The following is a 19,777-nucleotide window of genomic DNA, read 5'->3' as shown; positions in this document are numbered from 1 at the left end:
CTTCCAGCGCCGAACGCGCCGAACCGGTGATGATCGGGGTGTCGTCGCCCGGGAAGTCGTACTTGCTCAGCAGCTCGCGGACTTCCATCTCCACCAGTTCCAGCAGCTCGGCGTCGTCCACCAGGTCGGCCTTGTTCAGGTAGACCAGGATGTACGGCACGCCGACCTGGCGGGCCAGCAGGATGTGCTCGCGGGTCTGCGGCATCGGGCCGTCAGCGGCCGAACACACCAGGATCGCGCCGTCCATCTGCGCCGCACCGGTGATCATGTTCTTCACATAGTCGGCGTGGCCCGGGCAATCGACGTGCGCGTAATGGCGGTTGGCCGACTCGTATTCCACGTGTGCCGTGGAAATCGTGATGCCGCGCGCCTTCTCTTCCGGCGCCGCGTCAATCTGGTCGTAGGCCTTGAACTCGCCACCGAAACGTTCCGCACCGATCTTCGTCAGCGCCGCCGTCAGCGTCGTCTTGCCGTGGTCAACGTGACCAATCGTGCCCACGTTCACGTGCGGCTTGGTGCGTTCGAATTTACCCTTTGCCATGGCTGCTTATTCTCGAGTAGATCGTTGAATGGATGGTTGCGTGCTGGGTATTGCTTGCTTGGTGTTGCGTGGAGCTTGGGTGGTGCTCACGAAAGGAATCGAACCTTCGACCTCCTCCTTACCAAGGAGGTGCTCTACCGACTGAGCTACGTGAGCGTTGAACTTGAAACCTGCTGGTTACCGTGGTGCGTTGGAGCGGGAGAAGGGAATCGAACCCTCGTAATCAGTTTGGAAAACTGAGGTTCTACCATTGAACTACTCCCGCGCCGGGAAACTGCAGTGACACTTTGATACTGGTGGAGGGAGGTGGATTCGAACCACCGAAGGCGTAAGCCAGCAGATTTACAGTCTGCCCCCGTTGGCCGCTTGGGTATCCCTCCGGATATGTAGATTCGATAAAGCCTGGCCGGCCAAATCAAACCGGAGTGAAACAGCCGGAGATTTTGGCCTGTACGGGCGGGCCTGTCAACCGCGCATATGCTCCGAGGCCGCAATCAGATGCCTTCAGCGACAAGCCTGACACAAATCACGGTTCTTCAGGTCACAAGCTTCAGGCCAGCACCCCCAAGTTGGCCTGGTGCGGGGTCGTGGAAACGAAGGTTTTCGTAAGCGAAACAGGCCGCATCGGGGCACGCTGCCGCTTCACCAGCCTCGGGCCATGCCTTTGGTCTTGATTCAAAGATCCGGCAATTGCCTTCAAACCCAAGCTCTCTTCCCTCGCCCGCTGATCTGGGCTGGCCTCTTGGTGCCCCACCCACGCCGGTTCCTCCTGTAGGCCTTGCGGACGCAGATAACGTGGGCCACCGCGATAAGCAAGGAACCCGCCCCAGCCCGGCTCCCGGATCGCGCAGGCCTCATCGACATGGATACCGACGCCATAACAGGCAATCGCCCACTGCCATTGCGTTTGACGGTCATTTCGCGGTGCAGGCGCGGGCTGCGAAATCCTTGTCTCATCAGCGCCGACCACCCAACTTGCATGCTTCTTCAGGCCGAAAGGGGTGCCGGGGCCCGGCCCGGGTTTCACTACCACCTCCCTGGGCTCGCCGACACCGGACGCAGTACCAAAGCACAACACCTTGTTTTAAAAGAATATTTCAGTGTTCAAGCGATCACCGTGAGGTTGGCGGCACCAATATTCACGAGGGCGCACTAGCTTGCGAGTCACGGAGCCTTCGCGGGGGAGATGGCCCATCCCTCCCCGGCATACACGGCCACATGCGGCACGCCGTCTACACCGATCCAGCCGCGGTACATGCCTTCGGTATTGAAAGGGAAGGTGACGCTGCCATCCGCACCGAGGGCGATGGCGCCGCCGTCGCCGCCGGCCTTGGGAATATCGCCGTTGATCACCCCTTCCGCGGCGCGGGCGAGGCCCTCGCCGGACAGGCGCACCCGCGCGCAGATCTCGTGCGCGGCGGCCATCCGGATGTAGTACTCGCCCCAGCCCGTGCCCGATACCGCGCAGCGCTCGTCGGCCCAGGTCCCTGCGCCGATGATGGGCGCATCGCCCACCCGACCGTAGCGCTTGTTGGTCATGCCGCCGGTGGAGGTTCCCGCCGCCAGGTGACCCTGCGCATCCAGGGCCAGCGCGCCGACCGTGCCGAAATACGCCTTGCCCGGCAGCACCAGCGGCGTGGCGCTTGCCTGGGCCTTGGCTTCTTCCTTCAATGCCTGCTGCAGCTGCTGCCAGCGCTTCTCGGTGCGGAAGTAGGACGGATCGACCAGCGGCACGCCCTGCTCCTTGGCAAAGGCTTCCGCACCACCACCCACCATCATCACGTGGCGCGACCTGTCCATCACCGCACGCGCCAACGTGATCGGGTTCCTGACCCGCTGCACGCCGGCCACTGCGCCGGCCTTGCCGGTGGTCCCGTCCATGATCGAGGAATCGAGTTCGTTGCGGCCATCGTGGGTGAATACCGCGCCACGGCCTGCGTTGAACTGCGGCGCGTCTTCCAGCACGGTAATGGCAGCGGTCACCGCATCCAGCGCTGGTTTGCCGGCGCTTAGCTGGGCATGGCCGGCGCGCAGGGCGGCTTCCAGCGCAATGCGGGCGGCGGCTTCCTCGGCCGGGGTCATGCTGGCGCGCTCCACGCCGGCGCCGCCATGGATCACCAGCAGCGGGGATTCCATTGCTACCAGGACCCCCTTGCGCACGGCGTAATGCCGCTCGGCGGCAGGCTTCTCGACGCGGCCGCTGGGCAGATGCAGCACTGATCGAACACCGGCAACCACGGTGTCCACGCGATCGAGGTTCATGGCCTGGTCCTCTGCCTGCACCTGCGCAAACCCGCCCTTCACCACCGTTGCGCCAGCGCCTGGCGCGGTCGCGTAGACCCGCGCGCTGCCATCGCCTTCCACCGCGACAGCAGCGTCTTCGTCCACGCCCAGCCCAATCAGGGGGCGTTTGGCAATCGACTCGGCCTTGGCGACGAAGGCAATCAGGCGCCCCAGGCGGTTGCGTTCGCTGAAATGGGTATCGGTGATCACGCCTTGCAGCAACGCCAGATGCAGGAAATCCGCCTCTATGGTGTTGTCCGGGCCGAGCGGATCAGCCAGCGCGCGCGGGCTGATCTGGCTGCCGCCATCCATCGCGCCATAGAGGTACTCGCCCTGCATGGCCAGGCCGGCGCTGGTACCGCCGAGCGGCTTGCCGGCGCGCACGTGTGCGTCCAGCGCCGCAGCCACCGGCGTGCCGCGCCAGTAGCGCACGTAGCGTGACTGGTCGCCGCCTGCCAGGAAGATGCCGTCGGCGCGCTTGAGGCTGCGCAGCATCGCGGGGTCCGTGGCACTTTCGCGGTCGCTGAAGACATAGGTCTCGACCGAGGCGATGCCACCGACTTCCTTGAAAAACTCCTCGCCGATCTCTCCGGCCTGGGACGCGCGCAGCACCACGATGTGGCCGTTGCCCGCCTTGGCCATGAACCAGCGCATCGCCTCGAAGTTGCGATCGCCGCCGCCCATCAGCAGCAGGCCCGGCTGCACCTGGCCGGGCGTCTTCGCACCGGTGTCGCCGACCACGTAATGGACCGGCTTTGCCGCCAGCGCGGGCAACGACAAGCCCAGCGCCAGCATGCACACAACGACGCGACGCATCGCACCAGAGACAGACACCATGCCATCACTCCCGCTTCCAAGGTCGCAGCAGGATGCCACGCACCGATGCACAGGAAGACGAACCGGCGGCCGCTTCCCCCCATGCGTGCGCGGCTGGCGATCGGCTAGAGTGCGGTCATGCCTACCGACCTGGACAACTGGTTCGTCCGTGAGGTGCTGGTCCACGAACGGGCGCTGGCGCTGTTCCTGCAACGCGCGTGGCCGCATCGCGACGAGTGGCACGACCTGCGCCAGGAAACCTATGCGCGCGTTTACGAGGCCGCCGCACGCACGCGCCCGGACACGCCAAAGGCCTTCCTGTTCACCACGGCGCGGCACCTGATCACGGACCGGCTGCGGCGCAGCCGGGTGGTGTCGATCGACTCGGTGGGGGATATGGAGTCGTTGAACGTCCTAGTAGACGAGGTAAGCCCGGAACGCTGGTCCAGCGGCCGGCAGACCCTCAAGCGACTGGCCGAAGCCTTCGACCGCCTGCCCGACCGTTGCCGGGAAGTGGTCTGGCTGCGCCGGGTCGAGGAGCTCCCGCAAAAGGAGGTTGCCGTGCGCATGGGAATCAGCGAGAAGACCGTGGAAAAGCAGCTGGCCAAGGGCGTGCGCCTGATCGCGGGCTATTTCCACATGGACGAACCGGTCGCGGCGAAGCAGCTGCAGGAACCGGCCCCGGCCGGGAACGGACAGGCGCATGGCCAGCAGCCGGCAGATTGAACATGCCGCCGCTGCCTGGCTGGCCAGGCGTGATGGCGATGCCTGGGACGGGCCGGCGCAGCAGGCGCTGGAGGCCTGGCTGGCCGAGTCCATCGCGCACCAGGTTGCGTTCCTGCGCCTGGAAGCAGCCTGGGATAACACGGGCCGCCTGAAAGCACTGGGTGCGGGCATACCCGCTGGCGTGATCCCGGCACGCGGGCAATGGATGCGCTCCCCCTTCGGCGACGGCCCTGCCGGCGGCCCGGCGGTTTCCGCCCAGGCCGGGGCCAGCGCCGACCCGCCCCGCGAACTCCCAGCGCTACCCGACCTGCGCGACCTTGCCTTCGCACCCCGTCACCGCGTGGCGGTGTCGCATAGCGGCCGTCGCGCGGCCGGGGTGGCGCTCATCGTCCTGCTGGCCGTGGTCGCCGGCTGGGGCTGGCAACGCCAATGGCCGGTCGAACAGGCGTCCTACCTGACCGCCATGGGGGACCTGCGCAGCGTGCCGCTTTCCGACGGCTCGCGCGCGACGCTCAGCAGCGACAGCAGCATGCAGGTGGCGCTTTCCCGGGGCGAGCGCCACGTCGAGCTGGACCGGGGCGAAGCGTTCTTCGAGGTCGCCAAGGACAGCGGCCGGCCGTTCGTGGTCAGCGCGGGCGGGCGCCAGGTGGTAGCCGTCGGCACCCGTTTTTCGGTACGCCGCGACGGCGCCGACCTGCGCGTGGTCGTGACCGAAGGAACGGTAAGACTGCAATCCGGTGACGTTGCGCCTGGCGGACCACTGCCTACCACCCTGTTGCAGGCCGGCAGCGTCGCTCTGGTCAGCCAGCAGCGCCTGCTGGTGCGGTCGGGCACGGTCGAGGAAGCCGAACGGCAGCTCGACTGGCGCCAGGGCTACCTGACCTTCCGCGACACCCGGTTGGAAGACGCGGCGGCCGAGTTCAACCGCTACGGCCCGCGCAAGATCGTGATGGGAGACCAGGCCGTGGCGGCGCTGCGGGTCGGCGGCAATTTCCGCTGGTCCAATGCCGAGGCCTTCGTGCGTCTGCTTGAGCAGGGATTCCCGGTGCGCGCCGAATCCCATCCGGACCGGATCGTGCTGCACAGCCGCTGAGCGGTGCCGCCAACGACTTTCCACGCATCTCGCCACGCGCCGTTGCGGCATGGCGGGGGGATTTCCGCGGCTCGTTCGTCAATGTTAGTCAGGGGTGCAAATCCGTGCGCCGATGGGGAAGAAGATGCTGCGTCCGTTCCGAGTCCTGCTGTTGAGCCTGGCCTGTTCGGCCGCCCTGGCCACCCAAGCGCAAGCTTCGGCCGCGGTGCCGATCAATATCCCCGCCGGTGAGCTGGTCACCGCGCTGGACACCCTCGCCCGCCAGTCGGGCGCGCAGTTCGTCTATCGCGCCGACCAGTTGCAGGGCCTGCGCACCTCGGGCGTGCAAGGGGCGAAGTCCGCCCAGGAAGCGGTGGACCGGCTGCTGCAGGGCAGCCCGTTCATGGCCCAGCGTGATGCTTCGGGTGCCATGGTCATCGTCCGGCGCCAGGCGCCCAAGCCGCCGGTCCGCCAGGTCTCGATGGCTGCGCAGTCGCCGGCCGCACCCGCACCGGCACCCGAGGTCAAGGAGCTGGAAACCATCCAGGTCACCGGGTCGCGTATTCCGCGCGCGCAGATCGAGGGTCCCGCCCCGGTCACGGTGATCACCGCCGAGCAGATCCAGGCCGCCGGCCTGACTTCGGTGCCCGACGTGCTGCGCTCGCTGAGCCAGAACAGCGGCAGCGTGCAGGGCCAGCAGAACACCACCAGCGCCCAGTCCACGCCCGGCGCCCAGGCCGTGGACCTGCGCGGACTGGGTCCCAACCACACCCTGGTGCTGGTCAATGGCCGCCGCATCGCCGACTTCCCCCTGCCGCTCAACGGCCGCAGCAACTTCACCGATATCGGCAACATCCCGCTGGGCATGATCGACCGCATCGAAGTACTGACCGGCAGCGCGTCGGCGGTGTACGGCTCGGACGCCATGGCCGGGGTGATCAACTTCATCCTCAAGAAGTCCACCGACGGCACCACCATCGACTACCGCTACGGCGATACCAGCCGTGGCGGTGGTGAATCCCACAAGCTGACCCTGACCACCGGCTTCGAACGCGGCAACTTCAGCGCCATCGTCGGCGTCGAGCTGCAGGACAAGCGCCCGCTGTGGGGATTCGAGCGCGACAACCAGGATTCGACCCTGGACGCGCCGACCTCGCGCCGGCGCCTGCCGCGCCTGACCGCGCAACTCTATGACTGGGACGACGACGTCAACATCCCACCCGCCGACGACTGCGCGGCGATGGCCGGGCTGAATGACGGCACCACGGTGCTGGCCGAAGACCGTTTCGGCGAGCCGTATTGCGGCAGCGAGCGGGCCATCGCATATCGCACCATCCAGAATGAGCGCAAGGGATACACGGCCTACGGCTCGTTCGAGTACCGGTTCTCCGACAGCCTGTCGTGGTTCGCCGATGTCCAGGTCGGGCGCCAGGAAGTCAGGCTGCTGACCGGAACCAATGGCAACGACGTCGTCAGCGACGTCATGGGCTGGGAATTCCACGATCCGGCTTCGACCGACAACAACGACAAGGTGTTCTACAACGCCCTCACCGGGCACTACGAGACCTGGTCGCGGCAGTTCACCCCGGAAGAGATCGGCGGCCTGGGCAACCGCATGAACACCACCACCCAGAAGACCTTTGCGGTGACCACCGGACTCAAGGGCGTGTTCGCCGATGCCTGGAACTGGGAAGCGGCCTACAACCATTCGCAGTACAACGCCGACGTGGGCATGCCGCGGATCCGGGCCGATGCCGCCAATCGCCTGTTCCTGGGCGAACGCCAAGGCTACGACGCCGACGGCTACGCCATCTACAGCCCCGACCCTGCGCGCCTGTTCACCCCGCTGACCCCGGCCGAATTCGCCACCATCGGCGCGATGTCCACCTTCCGCCCCAAGGCCGACAACGACAACCTCAGCTTCACGGTCGATACCCCCGCCCTGTTCTCGATGCCGGCCGGCGACGTGGGCTTCGCCGGCGCGCTGGAGTTCGGAACCCAGTCCTATCGCATCAATCCCGATCCCCTGGCGCTGACCGCCGACGCCTACTATGGCCCGCGTTACGGCGACGGCAGTGGCGACCGCGATCACTGGAGCGCCGCCGGCGAGCTTCGCCTGCCACTGGCGTCGACCCTGCAGGCCAGTCTGGCGGGCCGTTACGACCGCTACAGCTATGGCGACAAGAATCCCGGCAAGTTCACCTACAGCATGGGCTTGGAATGGCGTCCGCTCGACGCGCTGCTGGTCCGGGGCTCCTACGGCACCGGCTTCCGCGCGCCGGACATGCACTACCTGTTCGCCGGCGATGACTTCTACCGCACCCTTTCCACCGACTACTACCATTGCCGCCAGGACGAACCGGGCTTCAGCGACGGCGAGTGCTACGACGACGGAACCTGGGACATCAACACCTTCGATGTCTACGCCGGCAACATGGAACTGGACGTGGAAACCAGCAAGTCGTTCTCGGCAGGCTTCGTCTGGTCGCCGTTCGCCAACTTCGACCTGGCCGTGGACTACTACCGGATTCGCGTGTCCAACCAGGTGCAGAGCCAGAGCCGGGAGCAGCTGAGGATCGACGAGGCCAATTGCCGCCTGGGCACCAACGACTCCGGCGGTTCGGTGGACATCAATTCCCCGTCCTGCGTCGACGCCCTGGCCCGTGTCATCCGGGACGCGGACGGCGACATCACCAGCGTCCACTTCAGCCCGATCAACATCGCCAACGAGGAGACCTCAGGCGTCGACGTCACCGCCAGCTATCGCCTGCAGACCGCCAATGCCGGCGACTTCCGCTTCAACGGCGCATACACCTGGACCGACAAGCACACCCGCCAGCAATATCCCGGAGACCCGGAGGAGGACATGCTGGACGTCAGCTTCAGTGCCACCACCCTGCCGCGCACCAAGGGCAACCTGGGCGTGAGCTGGGACCGGGGACCGCTGGGCGCCAGCCTGTTCGGCAACTACCTGGGACGCGTCGCCAACTACGACAACGACGCGTGGACCGGTTCCACCTGGCGCTTCAACGCGGGCGCCCGCTACGACATCAACGATCACCTGCGCGTGTCGCTGACCGTCAACAACCTGCTGGACAAGTTGCCGCCCAAGGATGCGACCTGGGCGAACTACCCCTACTACGACACCTCCTGGTTCGACAGCGTGGGCCGCAGCTATTTCGTGCAGGTCACCTGGAAGCTGGGCGGCGCGGCGCTGTAACGCCGTCTCCTGGACACTGGAAACCTGAAGAACCCGCCTCCCGGCGGGTTCTTCTTTTGCAACCCGCGTCTGGGGTGTCGCCGCCCGCATGCGGCATTGGCTGCCAGCACCGCGCATGGCCGTCCCCGTACATCGGCCAGACGCCGTCACCAGGTCTTGGTGAACCAGAGCGGCGAATCAGAGTGGCATGGCGCAGCAAAGGTCGTTCACGTCCGCCAGGCCCACACGAACGGCCCGGACCCCGGGCATGGCCCCTATCGGCTGCAGGTCCGATTCGCCGTCCGAACGCCACGCTGCGGGTGCGGGAGTTGCCGGATTCACTCTGTCGCAAGAGAGCATGCGCTGACCATATCGCCACTGCTCCAGCGGTCCGCGTCAGGGGCCGTCTGCGGATCGGGCCTTAGCCGCATGTTTTATACTGTCAGCACGCCGCCGCGAACTGGCGCAAGAGGAAATGCGTCAAATGAGGATTCTGCTGTATTGCAATACCACGCAGGAATCCATCAACAGCCGGCTGGGGACGCCCGACTACAGTTACTGGTACGTGCTGGATGCCTTCCGGGCCTTGCTGGGAAGGCTGGGCACGGTGGAATGTATCGATGATCCGACCCTGGCCGACCCCATCTGGCGCACGTGTCGCGACAACGGCGAAAGTTGCGTACTGCTGTCTTTCGCCCCTCCTCACAAGACTCCGCTGGGCCTTGAATGCCCGACAATCCCGGTCTTCGCCTGGGAATACCCCAATCTGCCCAGGCTGGGCGATGAATTGTCCTGGCTCCAAGACCCACGCAACGACTGGGCCGATGTATTTCGCCAGGTAGCCGGGGCCATCCCGCTTTCCCGCCACACGCGCCGCGCGGTGCTGGATGCGCTGGGCGAGGACTACCCGGCCACCGCCATACCTACGCCGTCATGGCATCGTTATGCGGATCTGCGCCAACGCATCGCCGCGCGCGCGCCGCTGCCCGAGCATCGCGTGCTGCGGCTGCGCCAGGCCCGGGTCGTCGACAGCCACCTGCTGGGCCTGAATGCGGACGGCATGATCAACCCGGACCATGACGATGGCACACCGTTCGCTGCCGATGACGACCAGTTGCTGCCTCCCAAGCCGGTGATGGCGGAAGATCGCTGGTACGACGTGCCCAGGCGCAGCCTGCCTGCGGACGCGATCGCTTCCCCTGCATCACTGCAGGACGCGCTGCCCGGCGAGAACGATCCCGTGCCCTCGGGCTGGGCACTGCCGCCGCCACTCGATATCCGCATGCCGCTGGAGGGGGTGGTCTATACCTCGGTGCTTACTCCTTCTGACGGACGCAAGAACTGGGAGGACATGCTTACCGCATTCGCCTGGGCATTCCGCGATGTCGAGGATGCAGTACTGGTACTCAAGCTCGGCGGCGTGAACCTGGAGAAACGCCACCACGAAATGGTGGCGCTGCTGAGCAAGCTGGCGCCGTTCAGGTGCCGGATCGTGGCGATCCATGGCTACATCGATGCCGGCAACTATGAAGACCTGATCGCTGCAAGCGATTTCTACGTCAATGCCTCGCGTTGCGAAGGCCTGTGCATGCCCTTGCTTGAGTACCTGTGCGCGGGCATCCCGGCGATCGCGCCAGACCATACCGCCATGGCCGATTACATCGACGGCGAACTGGCCTTCGTGGTTGCAAGCAGCGATGGCGAGCCCACCGTATGGCCGCATGGCGACTACACCTTCAACCGGACCACGCGCCATCGGATCGACTGGCATTCACTGATGCTCGGCCTGCGCGCCAGCTACGTGATGGCCAAGGCGCGTCCGGAGGAATACGTGGACATGTCTGCACGCGCGGTAGCCAAGATGCACGACTATTGCGGCGATGAAGCGGTGGAACGGCAGCTCTCCGGGTTCCTCGCACGTATTGCCGAAGCCATTGTCGACGGCAAGTCCAACGCCGTTCCGGCCACTACTGCTTCCTGACCGTCGCAAAGGCGCCCGATGCTCATCCTTACCCACACCACTTCCACTCGCGAAAGCATCCGCAACGACCTCGGCCGCCCCGAATACAGTTACTACTTCGTGCTGCGTGAACTGCGCCCCGTGCTCGAGGACCTTGGCGTGGTCGTAGAGGTGGCGGACCCCGAACGCGACGTCGATACCCTCTATCGCAATTGCCGGCGCCATGGCATTCCTTGCGTCTTCCTGTCCTTTTCACCCCCCCACAAGACGCCGATCAACCTGGAATGCCCTACCCTGCCGGTCTTCGCATGGGAGTTCGACACCATTCCCAATGAGGGCTTCATGGGCAAGCCGCGCAACGATTGGACGCGCGTGCTGGGGAAACTGGGCGGGGCCGTTACCCATTCCGGATTCATCGTGCGCCAGGTGAAACAGCTGATGGGCCAGCAGTTCCCGATCGTGTCGGCACCGGCGCCGGTCTGGGACACGGTGGCCGCACTGCGTGATGCCGGCCCTGCCCAGCCGGTTGCACATGGCATCGTGTTGCAACTGGAAGGCATGGTGATCGACAGCCGCGACACGGATCTGTCGGCCTACGACAAGTCGTCGCTGCTCGCCGCGGAAGGACAGCCGCTGCCACTTCCGGCAACCCGCCAGCAGGGCAAATGCGAAGTCGTCCTGGATGGCGTGGTCTATACCTCCATCTTCAACCCCGGCGACGGCCGCAAGAACTGGCAGGACATGATCCAGGCGTTCTGCATCGCCTTCAAGGACGTTGCCGACGCCATGCTGGTGCTGAAGCTGACCCATTACGACGTCAGTTCGCTGGTGCCGGAAATGCTGGAGATCATGTACAAGTGCGGCGACCTGGCCTGCCGGGTGGTGATGCTGCACGGCTACCTGGAGCAGGATGCGTACGAGCGCCTGCTGCTGGCGACCAGTTATGCGGTGAATACTTCCATGGGCGAGGGCCAGTGCCTGCCCCTGATGGAATACATGTCGGCCGGCAAGCCCGGAATCGCGCCCCGACACAGCTCTATGGCGGACTACATCGATGAAAGCTGCGCGTTCGTGCTGCATTCGTCCCTGGAGCCCAGTACCTGGCCGCATGATCCGCGACAGGCAATGCGAACCTTGCGGCACCGGCTCGACTTCGGATCGATAGTTGCCGCGTACCGCGAAAGCCACCGCGTAGCCAGGGAATGCCCTGACCGGTACCTGCTGTTGTCGCAGGGTGCAATCGGATCACTGAAAGACTATTGCTCTCGCGACGTGGTGCGCGAACGCCTTCGCCAGGCGATCACCCGGCATCTCGCTGGGCGGGATGACCACGACGTGCAAGCCAGATTACAGGCGTGAGCACCGCAACCGGCGCAGCAATCGACACGGCGGCGGGCCATCCGGCTGGCGGACGCATCCACGATATCGAATGCCTTCGCGCAGTTGCCGTCATCGGCGTGCTGGTGCACCACCTGCAAGGTGCGCTCTATTACTGGTATCCGGAGTGGCTGGGCCGTCTATTCGCGCATTTTGCCTTCTGGTCCGGCGTGGACCTGTTCTTCGCAATCTCCGGGTTCGTGATCGCACGCAGCCTGCTTCCGCAACTGGCGGCATCAGCCGCCATTCCCGGCGCCTCTTGGAAAACGGTGCTTGCGTTCTGGGTGCGGCGTGCGTTTCGCCTGCTGCCTTCGGCCTGGCTCTGGCTCGGCCTGATCATGCTTGCGGTAGTGGCATTCAACCGAAGCGGTGTATTCGGCAGCGTTAATGCCAATCTTTGGGCGACGCTGGCGGGCATGGCCAACTTCGCCAATTTCCGTTTCGCCGATTCCTTCATGCGCTACGAGTACGGTGCGAGCTTCATCTACTGGACTCTTTCGCTCGAGGAGCAGTTCTACCTGTTGCTGCCTTTGGCTGCCTGGGTTCTGCGTGCCCGTCTGGCCTGGCTGCTGCTGGCATTGATACTGATGCAGTTCTACCTGACGCGGACCACGTGGGGCATGTCATTCCGCACCGATGCGCTGGCATGGGGGGTACTGCTGGCCATGGCGCAGGGAACACCCTTGTGGAAGCGCATGGAACCTGTGGCACTGCGCACGCGGTGGGTGCGCTACCCGGTGCTGCTGACTTTGTTCGGCGCGGCGGCATGGCTTTCCGCAGACAGCAATTCGGCGACCCTAAACTGGCGCATCGGCCTCATCGCCATTCTCTGCGGTACTCTGGTGTGGCTTGGCTCGTATGGGCGCGGGTATATCTGCTCCGCGGGGCGGTTGAAAACAGTAATGCTCTGGATTGGCAGCCGCTCGTATGCGATCTACCTGATCCACATCCCCGCCTATTTCTTCGTGCGCGAAGGCCTATGGCGAATGGGCATGGCGGGCACGCCCCCGCCCCCCTACTCATTATTCATTTATGCGGCAAGCGCCATGCTGTTGATCGCTGTACTGGCCGAAGCCAACTATCGATGGATAGAACGGCCTTTGCGTGAGCAAGGCGTGCGGCTTGCGCACCGCATACAGCAGGCCGATCATCAGGCCACCCCGCTGGAGCCCCGTCCAGCTCCCATTTCCCCCACGTGAAACCCATATGTCAGAACTCATCAAGAAAATCCTGGGCCTCGAGGCCGGTGGCGAGCTTGCCCCCCTTGCCTCCACGGCCGTGCACTCCGGGCTGCCGCCGGTCGATTCGATGGCGTTGGGCTTGCATGATGCCGTGCTGAGTGGCTGGTACCTCAATGACAGCAACGAAGTGTTCAAAGGGGTGGGGATCAGCGCCGAGGACGTGGTGGTCGACGTCGGCTGCGGCGATGGCGGCGCACTGAATTTCTGTGCGGCGCGCGGGGCGCACCTGATCGGCGTGGATATCGATCCCGCCGTCATCGCGCATGTGCAGAAGCGCCTTGAAGGCAGCGCGGCACGAAAGATGGAATTCATGCTGATCGAGTCCCCCACCCTGCCCGTGGCCGATGCCACAGCCTCGCGCGTGATCTGCACCGAAGTGCTGGAGCACGTTGATGACCCCGCCCAGGTCATGGCCGAGCTTGCGCGCATCGGCAAGCCGGGCGCACGCTATCTGCTCAGCGTTCCCGATGCATTGCAGGAGAACCTGCAGAAGCAGGTCGCGCCGGACAGCTATTTCCAGAAACCGAACCACGTGCGCATCATCAGCCGCGAGGATTTCGAATCGCTTGTCCGCGATGCCGGGCTGGTGGTCGAACAGCATGATTACTACGGATTCTTCTGGTCGATCTGGTGGGCCATGTTCTGGACGGCCAAGGTCGACCTTTCGAATCCCGTGCATCCCTTGCTGGACCAGTGGTCGAGGACCTGGCAGGCGCTGCTGGAAACCGAGGGCGGCATGGACCTCAAGCACAAGCTCGATGCCTTCATGCCCAAGAGCCAGGTCATCGTTGCCTCCAAGCCGATGACTCCCGCCGCATGAGCATTGCGCACGGCCTTTCGCTATGGCGCTACCGCGGCTTCGTGCTCGGCAGCGTCAAGCGCGAGTTCCAGTCCAAGTACCAGAATTCCCTGCTTGGCGGCCTGTGGACCGTGCTGCAGCCGCTGGCCATGATCCTGGTGTATACCCTGGTGTTCTCCGAGCTGATGCGCGCGCGGCTGCCGGGCGTCGACACGCCTTTTGCCTTCAGCATCTACCTTTGCGCCGGCGTGCTGACATGGGGCCTGTTCAACGAAATCGTGCAGCGCTGCATGGGTGTGTTCCTGGAGAACGGGAACATGATCAAGAAACTCAGCTTCCCCCGGATCTGCCTGCCGGCCATCGTCGTTCTCAGCGCACTGCTCAATTTCTCGATCACGCTGGCGATCTTCCTCGCCTTCCTTGCCGTGACTGGAAATTTCCCCGGCCTTGAGCTGGTGTCGGTGCTGCCACTGCTGCTGGTGCAGGTGGCTTTTGCGTTGGGCCTGGGCATCATAATCGGCGTATTGAATGTGTTCTTCCGCGACGTGGGCCAGTTCTTCAGCATCGTGCTGCAGTTCTGGTTCTGGTTCACCCCCATCGTCTATTCGACCGCCACGCTGCCCGAAGGTGTCCGCGGATTGATCGCACTCAACCCGATGACCGGGCTCATGCAGTCCTACCAGGGCATTTTCCTGGAGCACAGGTGGCCGCACTGGAGCGCGGTGCTGCCGCTGGCCGTGCTGGCGGTGGTCCTGTGCGTGCTTGGCCTGCTCCTGTTCCGCAGGCGCTCGGCAGAAATGGTGGATGAACTCTGATGGGCGAAATTACGGTTTCCGGCCTCGGCAAGGCCTATCGCCAATACCCCAGCCAATGGTCCCGGCTCGCGGAATGGCTGAGTTTCGACTCGCGCGCCAAGCAGCATGTGGAGCACTGGGTACTGCGCGACGTTGACTTCAGGGTGGGCGCGGGCGAGGCGGTCGGCATCGTCGGCAACAACGGCGCCGGCAAAAGCACGTTGCTCAAGCTGATCACCGGCACGCTGAAGCCCACCAGCGGAGAGGTCACCACTACCGGCCGCATCTCCGCACTGCTCGAACTGGGCATGGGCTTCCATCCTGATTTCACCGGACGCCAGAACGCGATCATGGGCGGCCAGCTGCAGGGACTGAGCGTCGAGGAAATCGCGCAGGTCATGCCCGCTATCGAGGCGTTCGCCGAAATCGGCGCCTACATGGACCAGCCCATCCGCACTTATTCCAGCGGCATGCAGATCAGGCTGGCTTTCAGCGTGGCCACGGCCATGCGCCCGGACATCCTCATCGTCGACGAGGCGCTTTCCGTCGGCGACTCCTACTTCCAGCACAAGAGTTTCGAACGCATACGCGAGTTCCAGCGCGCCGGCACTACCCTTCTCATCGTGTCGCACGACCGTTACGCCATCCAGACCATCTGCGACAAGGCCATCCTGCTGCAGGAAGGGCGGGTCAAGATGCAGGGCAACCCGGTCGACATCCTGGACTACTACAACGCGCTGATGGCCGAGCGCGAACACCAGACCGTGCAACAGAAGGTGCTCGACGACGGGCGCATCTCCACCATTTCAGGCACTGGACAGGCGCGGGTCGAGACCCTGCGCCTGGTGAACAGCGAAGGCATGCCGGTGGAGGCCGTCGAGGTGGGCGACACAGTGACACTGGAAGTCGGCGTGCGCATCCACGCCGCGCTGGACCGCCTGGTGCTGGGCTTCATGATCAAGGACCGTTTCGGCCAGGCGATCTACGGCATCAACACGCACAGGTTGAAGCAGGCGATCGAGAATCCCCCGCCCGGCGAACTGATCGTCTACCGCTTCGAGTTCCCCGCGCGCATCGGCAAGGGCAGTTATTCGGTGTCCCTCTCGCTGTCGCGCGAGGATTCCCACATCAGCCAGAACTACGAATGGCGAGACAACGCGCTGATCTTCCACATGTACAACGCCAAGCAGGAAGATTTCGTCGGTTATGCATGGCTGGGGGCGCAGACCAGCGTCCAGCGCGATGCTTCGGCCGGTGTCGACGGCGCGCCACAGTAGGCGCGCCGCGACAGGCGTTTTCCGTCAGACGTTGAAGCGGAAGTGCAGTACGTCGCCTTCCTGCACGCGGTATTCCTTGCCTTCCAGTCGCAGTCGCCCGGCTTCCTTGGCGCCTGCTTCGCCCTTGTACTGGAGGAAGTCGGCGTAGGAAATGGTCTCGGCGCGGATGAAGCCCTTCTCGAAATCGGTGTGGATCACGCCCGCGGCCTGCGGCGCGGTGGAACCGGCCTTGACCGTCCAGGCGCGCACTTCCTTCACCCCGGCGGTGAAATAGGTCTGCAGGCCCAGGAGCTTGTAGGCGGCGCGGATGACGCGATTGAGGCCGGGCTCGTTCAAGCCCATGTCGGCCAGGAAGGTGTTGCGGTCGGCGTCGTCCATCTGCGAGAGCTCTTCCTCGATCGCGGCTGAGACCGGCACCACTTCAGCGCCCTCGGCGGCAGCGCGGGCACGCACGGCATCGAGGTGCGGGTTGTTCTCGAAGCCGTCCTCGCTGACGTTGGCGATGTACAGCACCGGCTTCAGGGTCAGCAGGAACATGTCGCGCACCAGCGCCAGCTCCTCCTCGTCCAGGCCGATGCTGCGGCCGGGCTTGCCATCATTGAGCGCCGCCTGCAGCTTCGCCAGCACCGGCTTGCGCGCGATCGCGTCCTTTTCACCCTGCTTGGCCGAGCGCTCGGCGCGGTTCAGCGCCTTCTCCACGCTGTCCAGGTCGGCCAGCGCAAGTTCGGTATCGATGGTGTCGATGTCCGAAAGCGGATCGACCTTGTTGTTGACGTGGATGACGTCGTCGTTCTCGAAGCAGCGCACCACGTGGGTGATCGCGTCCACCTCGCGGATGTGGGCCAGGAACTTGTTGCCCAGGCCTTCGCCGCTGGCCGCGCCGGCGACCAGGCCGGCGATGTCGACGAATTCCACCGCAGTGGGTATCACCTTCTGCGGCTTGACGATGTCGGACAGCTCATTCAGGCGCAGGTCCGGCACCGGCACCACGCCCACGTTGGGTTCGATGGTGCAGAAGGGAAAGTTGGCCGCGGCGATGCCGGCCTTGGTCAGCGCGTTGAAAAGGGTCGACTTGCCCACGTTGGGAAGACCGACGATGCCGCATTTGATGCCCATGGGTTGGAGCCGCCAATGGTGAAGAGTGAAGGGGAAAGAAGGGCGGTTACGCCGCGCTTTGCCGTTGACTCTGGGTGCCGCAGTGAAGGGCGAAGTGTGAATGGTAAAGAACGGCACTGCCCGCGCTTGCCCATTGCCCTTCGCAGGCGGCCATGCCGCCGACTTGCCTATTTACCCGTATGCAGCCTGGTCATCGCGTCCATGAAGTTGCCCGCGACTGCCAGCGGCAACACCTCGATGGCGTCGTCGATGGCACGCCCGATCAGGATTTCATCATCCTTGCCTGGCTTGCCGAGCACCCAGCCGGTGACCTTGTCCTTGTGGCCCGGATGGCCGATGCCGATCCGAAGACGGTGGAACTTGCCGTTGCCCAGCAGCTGCATGGTGTCGCGCAATCCATTCTGCCCGCCATGCCCGCCATCGAACTTGAGCCGTGCCGTGCCCGGCGCAAGGTCCAGTTCGTCGTGGGCCAGCAATGCCTGCTCCGGATCGATCTTCCAGTAGCGCAGCGCGGCGGTGACCGACTTGCCGCTGAGGTTCATGAAGGTGGCTGGCTTCAGCAACCAGATCGCCTCGCCGCCGACATGGATCTTGGCGGTTTCGCCGAACAGCTTGCTTTCCAGGCCAAAACGCACGCCTTCCTTTTCGGCGAGCGTATCGACAAAACGGAACCCGGCGTTATGCCGGGTTCGCGCGTGTTCGGGACCGGGATTGCCCAATCCGACGATGAGACGAAGTCCTGCCATGACGTCAATCGCCGATGCGTCCGCCGCAGCGGACGCATCGTCATGCGATTACTTCTTGGGCTCTTCCTTCTTGGCAACCTTGGCCGCCGGAACTTCGGCGACTGCTGCCACGTCGGCGACTTCCTCTTCTTCCTTGCCGTGCTTGGCGATGACCACCGCGTCGTCATGGTCCTTGCCCAGCTTCAGGCCCGGGATCTCTACACCGGCCGGCAACTTCAGGTCGGACAGGTAGATGATATCGCCGACGCTCAGCTCAGCCAGGTCAACCTCGATGAACTCGGGCAGGTCCTTGGGCAGGCATTCGATGTTCACGTCCTTCAGTTCGTGCGTGACCACCACTTCGACGGACTTGCCGGCCGGCGACTTGTCCTCGTTGAGGAAGTGCAGCGGCACCGCAACATGCAGCGTCTCCTTCTCGTTCACGCGCTGGAAATCCAGGTGCATGATCTGCTGCTTGAACGGGTGGCGCTGCATGTCACGCAACAGCACCTTCTGCACGTCGCCGTTGAGGTTCAGGTCCAGGAGCGAGGAGTAGAACCAGTCGTTCTGGCTGGCAAGCCAGACGTCATTGTGGTTCAGCTGGATGCTGACGGGCTTCAGTTCGCCACCGTAAACGATGGCCGGCACGGTACCGGCGTGACGCAGGCGGCGGCTCGCACCCTTACCCTCGTCTTCGCGGCGCTGCACCTTCATTTCATGTGTGATTGCCATTTCTTCTACTACCTTCAGTTGAATGAATCGCCTCGCGGCGATTTTGGAGGCTCACCCGCGACCAGGTGAGCCGGTGTGGCCGACAGCCGGATGGCTGCCTGCCGGTTGCTTCAGTCCACGTAGAGCGAACTGACCGATTCGCCAAAGGCGATGCGGCGGATGGTTTCAGCCAGCAGCTCGGCGACGCTGAGCTGGCGGATCTTGGCGCAGCCGCGCGCGGCGGCCGAGAGCGGGATGGTGTCGGTGACGACCAGTTCGTCCAGCTCGGAATTGTTGATGTTGTCCACGGCCGGGCCCGAAAGCACCGGATGGGTGCAGTAGGCGGCAACCTTCAACGCGCCCTGCGCCTTGAGCGCGGCAGCAGCTGCGCACAGGGTGCCTGCCGTATCCACGATGTCGTCGACCAGCACGCAGGTCTTGCCCTGCACGTCGCCGATGATGTTCATCACCGTGGACACGTTGGCGCGCGGGCGGCGTTTGTCGATGATCGCCAGGTCGGCATCGTCCAGGCGCTTGGCCACGGCGCGCGCGCGCACCACGCCACCCACGTCGGGCGACACCACGATCAGGTTCTCGGTGCCGTAGGCGCGCCAGATGTCGGCCAGCAGCAGCGGCGATGCGTACACGTTGTCCACCGGCATGTCGAAGAAGCCCTGGATCTGGTCGGCATGCAGGTCAACGGTCAGCACGCGATCGGTACGCACCGAACTGAACATCTGCGCCGCGACCTTGGCGGTGATCGGCACCCGCGACGAACGCGGGCGACGATCCTGGCGCGCATAGCCGAAGTACGGCACGACTGCGGTGACGCTGGCGGCCGAGGCGCGCTTCAGTGCGTCCACCAGCACCAGCAGCTCCACCAGGTTTTCGGCACTGGGGGCGCAGGTCGGCTGGATCACGAACACTTCCTGCCGACGCACGTTCTCCTCGATCTCTACCTGCACTTCGCCATCTGAGAAGCGCGACACCAGCGCCTTGCCCTGGCGGATACCAAGCTCACGGCAGATGCTGGCGGCCAGCGGCTGATTGGCGTTTCCGGAAAAGACAAGCAGGTTGCGTTCGTCTTGCATGTCATTGGGGTCCGGAAGGTAGCGCTGGGAAGCCCGGCGCAAGCGCCGT

At 64.5% G+C, this 19,777-nt stretch carries 15 protein-coding genes, 3 tRNA genes and 1 pseudogene; 9 read left to right on the top strand and 10 right to left on the bottom strand.

The window, feature by feature from the left end; genetic code table 11:
* The 6 genes and pseudogenes from DT603_RS15085 to DT603_RS16135 all read right to left on the bottom strand — a co-directional run.
* Positions 1–541: GTP-binding protein (locus tag DT603_RS15085; RefSeq protein ID WP_162350815.1), on the bottom strand; the 541-nt coding region annotated here is incomplete at its 3' end.
* Between the two features lie 80 nt (positions 542–621).
* Positions 622–697 (bottom strand) — tRNA-Thr (locus DT603_RS15080).
* Between the two features lie 35 nt (positions 698–732).
* Positions 733–806 (bottom strand) — tRNA-Gly (locus tag DT603_RS15075).
* 29 nt (positions 807–835) lie between these two features.
* A tRNA-Tyr gene (locus DT603_RS15070) sits at positions 836–921 on the bottom strand.
* Positions 922–1,705: 784 nt separating this feature from the next.
* Positions 1,706–2,677, bottom strand: coding sequence for an isoaspartyl peptidase/L-asparaginase family protein (locus DT603_RS16140; protein WP_246191881.1), 972 nt, complete (start codon positions 2,675–2,677; stop codon positions 1,706–1,708).
* A 225-nt stretch (positions 2,678–2,902) separates the two neighbouring features.
* A pseudogene (locus DT603_RS16135) lies at positions 2,903–3,466 on the bottom strand (cyanophycinase); the annotation flags it as partial.
* Between the two features lie 312 nt (positions 3,467–3,778).
* Here DT603_RS16135 and DT603_RS15060 point away from each other — a divergent pair.
* From DT603_RS15060 to DT603_RS15020, 9 genes are all read left to right on the top strand, one after another.
* Positions 3,779–4,366: an RNA polymerase sigma factor gene (locus tag DT603_RS15060; protein ID WP_162350813.1), complete on the top strand. Its 588-nt coding sequence runs from the start codon at positions 3,779–3,781 to the stop codon at positions 4,364–4,366.
* Positions 4,344–5,459, top strand: a complete 1,116-nt coding sequence (locus DT603_RS15055; RefSeq protein ID WP_162350812.1) for a FecR family protein — start codon at positions 4,344–4,346, stop codon at positions 5,457–5,459. Before DT603_RS15060 ends, DT603_RS15055 begins: the two co-directional genes overlap by 23 nt.
* A gap of 124 nt (positions 5,460–5,583) precedes the next feature.
* A complete protein-coding gene (locus DT603_RS15050) occupies positions 5,584–8,658 on the top strand; it encodes a TonB-dependent receptor (protein ID WP_162350811.1) in 3,075 nt (1,024 codons plus the stop codon).
* A 463-nt stretch (positions 8,659–9,121) separates the two neighbouring features.
* Positions 9,122–10,618, top strand: a complete 1,497-nt coding sequence (locus DT603_RS15045) for a glycosyltransferase (RefSeq protein ID WP_162350810.1) — start codon at positions 9,122–9,124, stop codon at positions 10,616–10,618.
* A gap of 18 nt (positions 10,619–10,636) precedes the next feature.
* Positions 10,637–11,956 carry a glycosyltransferase gene (locus DT603_RS15040; RefSeq protein WP_162350809.1) on the top strand — a complete coding sequence of 440 codons (1,320 nt, stop codon included), beginning with the start codon at positions 10,637–10,639 and terminating at the stop codon, positions 11,954–11,956.
* Positions 11,953–13,173 (top strand): acyltransferase family protein, encoded by a 1,221-nt coding sequence (locus DT603_RS15035; RefSeq protein ID WP_343037773.1) that lies wholly within the window; start codon positions 11,953–11,955, stop codon positions 13,171–13,173. The genes DT603_RS15040 and DT603_RS15035 overlap by 4 nt, the downstream gene beginning before the upstream one ends.
* A 7-nt stretch (positions 13,174–13,180) precedes the next feature.
* Positions 13,181–14,035, top strand: a complete 855-nt coding sequence (locus DT603_RS15030; protein ID WP_162350808.1) for a class I SAM-dependent methyltransferase — start codon at positions 13,181–13,183, stop codon at positions 14,033–14,035.
* Complete coding sequence (locus tag DT603_RS15025) at positions 14,032–14,829, top strand: ABC transporter permease (RefSeq protein WP_162350807.1); 798 nt, start codon at positions 14,032–14,034, stop codon at positions 14,827–14,829. Before DT603_RS15030 ends, DT603_RS15025 begins: the two co-directional genes overlap by 4 nt.
* The gene (locus DT603_RS15020) at positions 14,829–16,085 is read left to right on the top strand and encodes an ABC transporter ATP-binding protein (protein ID WP_162350806.1); all 1,257 of its coding nucleotides are present in this window, start codon (positions 14,829–14,831) and stop codon (positions 16,083–16,085) included. Before DT603_RS15025 ends, DT603_RS15020 begins: the two co-directional genes overlap by 1 nt.
* A 24-nt stretch (positions 16,086–16,109) precedes the next feature.
* On the opposite strand, the gene ychF is transcribed toward DT603_RS15020, so the two are convergent.
* The 4 genes from ychF to DT603_RS15000 form a co-directional block, all read right to left on the bottom strand.
* Positions 16,110–17,201, bottom strand: a complete 1,092-nt coding sequence (gene ychF, locus DT603_RS15015) for a redox-regulated ATPase YchF (RefSeq protein WP_162350805.1) — start codon at positions 17,199–17,201, stop codon at positions 16,110–16,112.
* A 167-nt stretch (positions 17,202–17,368) separates the two neighbouring features.
* Positions 17,369–17,947, bottom strand: a complete 579-nt coding sequence (pth, locus tag DT603_RS15010) for an aminoacyl-tRNA hydrolase (protein WP_162350804.1) — start codon at positions 17,945–17,947, stop codon at positions 17,369–17,371.
* Between the two features lie 48 nt (positions 17,948–17,995).
* Complete coding sequence (locus DT603_RS15005; protein WP_162350803.1) at positions 17,996–18,658, bottom strand: 50S ribosomal protein L25/general stress protein Ctc; 663 nt, start codon at positions 18,656–18,658, stop codon at positions 17,996–17,998.
* 110 nt (positions 18,659–18,768) lie between these two features.
* On the bottom strand, positions 18,769–19,728 hold the full coding sequence (locus tag DT603_RS15000) for a ribose-phosphate diphosphokinase (protein WP_162350802.1): 960 nt from the start codon (positions 19,726–19,728) through the stop codon (positions 18,769–18,771).
* Between the last annotated feature and the right edge of the window lie 49 nt (positions 19,729–19,777).

Origin of the sequence: Pseudoxanthomonas gei, assembly GCF_010119615.1 — a bacterium.
GTDB classification, from domain to species: Bacteria; Pseudomonadota; Gammaproteobacteria; order Xanthomonadales; family Xanthomonadaceae; genus Pseudoxanthomonas_A; species Pseudoxanthomonas_A gei.
This window is presented reverse-complemented; position numbering and strand designations above follow the sequence as displayed.

What these genes read in the sequence shown, in the direction of transcription:
- DT603_RS16140 (WP_246191881.1), bottom strand. Translation starts at nt 2,677, where the DNA reads ATGGAATCCCCGCTGCTGGTGATCCATGGCGGCGCCGGCGTGGAGCGC.
- DT603_RS15060 (WP_162350813.1), top strand. Translation starts at nt 3,779, where the DNA reads ATGCCTACCGACCTGGACAACTGGTTCGTCCGTGAGGTGCTGGTCCAC.
- DT603_RS15055 (WP_162350812.1), top strand. Translation starts at nt 4,344, where the DNA reads ATGGCCAGCAGCCGGCAGATTGAACATGCCGCCGCTGCCTGGCTGGCC.
- DT603_RS15050 (WP_162350811.1), top strand. Translation starts at nt 5,584, where the DNA reads ATGCTGCGTCCGTTCCGAGTCCTGCTGTTGAGCCTGGCCTGTTCGGCC.
- DT603_RS15045 (WP_162350810.1), top strand. Translation starts at nt 9,122, where the DNA reads ATGAGGATTCTGCTGTATTGCAATACCACGCAGGAATCCATCAACAGC.
- DT603_RS15040 (WP_162350809.1), top strand. Translation starts at nt 10,637, where the DNA reads ATGCTCATCCTTACCCACACCACTTCCACTCGCGAAAGCATCCGCAAC.
- DT603_RS15030 (WP_162350808.1), top strand. Translation starts at nt 13,181, where the DNA reads ATGTCAGAACTCATCAAGAAAATCCTGGGCCTCGAGGCCGGTGGCGAG.
- DT603_RS15025 (WP_162350807.1), top strand. Translation starts at nt 14,032, where the DNA reads ATGAGCATTGCGCACGGCCTTTCGCTATGGCGCTACCGCGGCTTCGTG.
- DT603_RS15020 (WP_162350806.1), top strand. Translation starts at nt 14,829, where the DNA reads ATGGGCGAAATTACGGTTTCCGGCCTCGGCAAGGCCTATCGCCAATAC.
- ychF (WP_162350805.1), bottom strand. Translation starts at nt 17,201, where the DNA reads ATGGGCATCAAATGCGGCATCGTCGGTCTTCCCAACGTGGGCAAGTCG.
- pth (WP_162350804.1), bottom strand. Translation starts at nt 17,947, where the DNA reads ATGGCAGGACTTCGTCTCATCGTCGGATTGGGCAATCCCGGTCCCGAA.
- DT603_RS15005 (WP_162350803.1), bottom strand. Translation starts at nt 18,658, where the DNA reads ATGGCAATCACACATGAAATGAAGGTGCAGCGCCGCGAAGACGAGGGT.
- DT603_RS15000 (WP_162350802.1), bottom strand. Translation starts at nt 19,728, where the DNA reads ATGCAAGACGAACGCAACCTGCTTGTCTTTTCCGGAAACGCCAATCAG.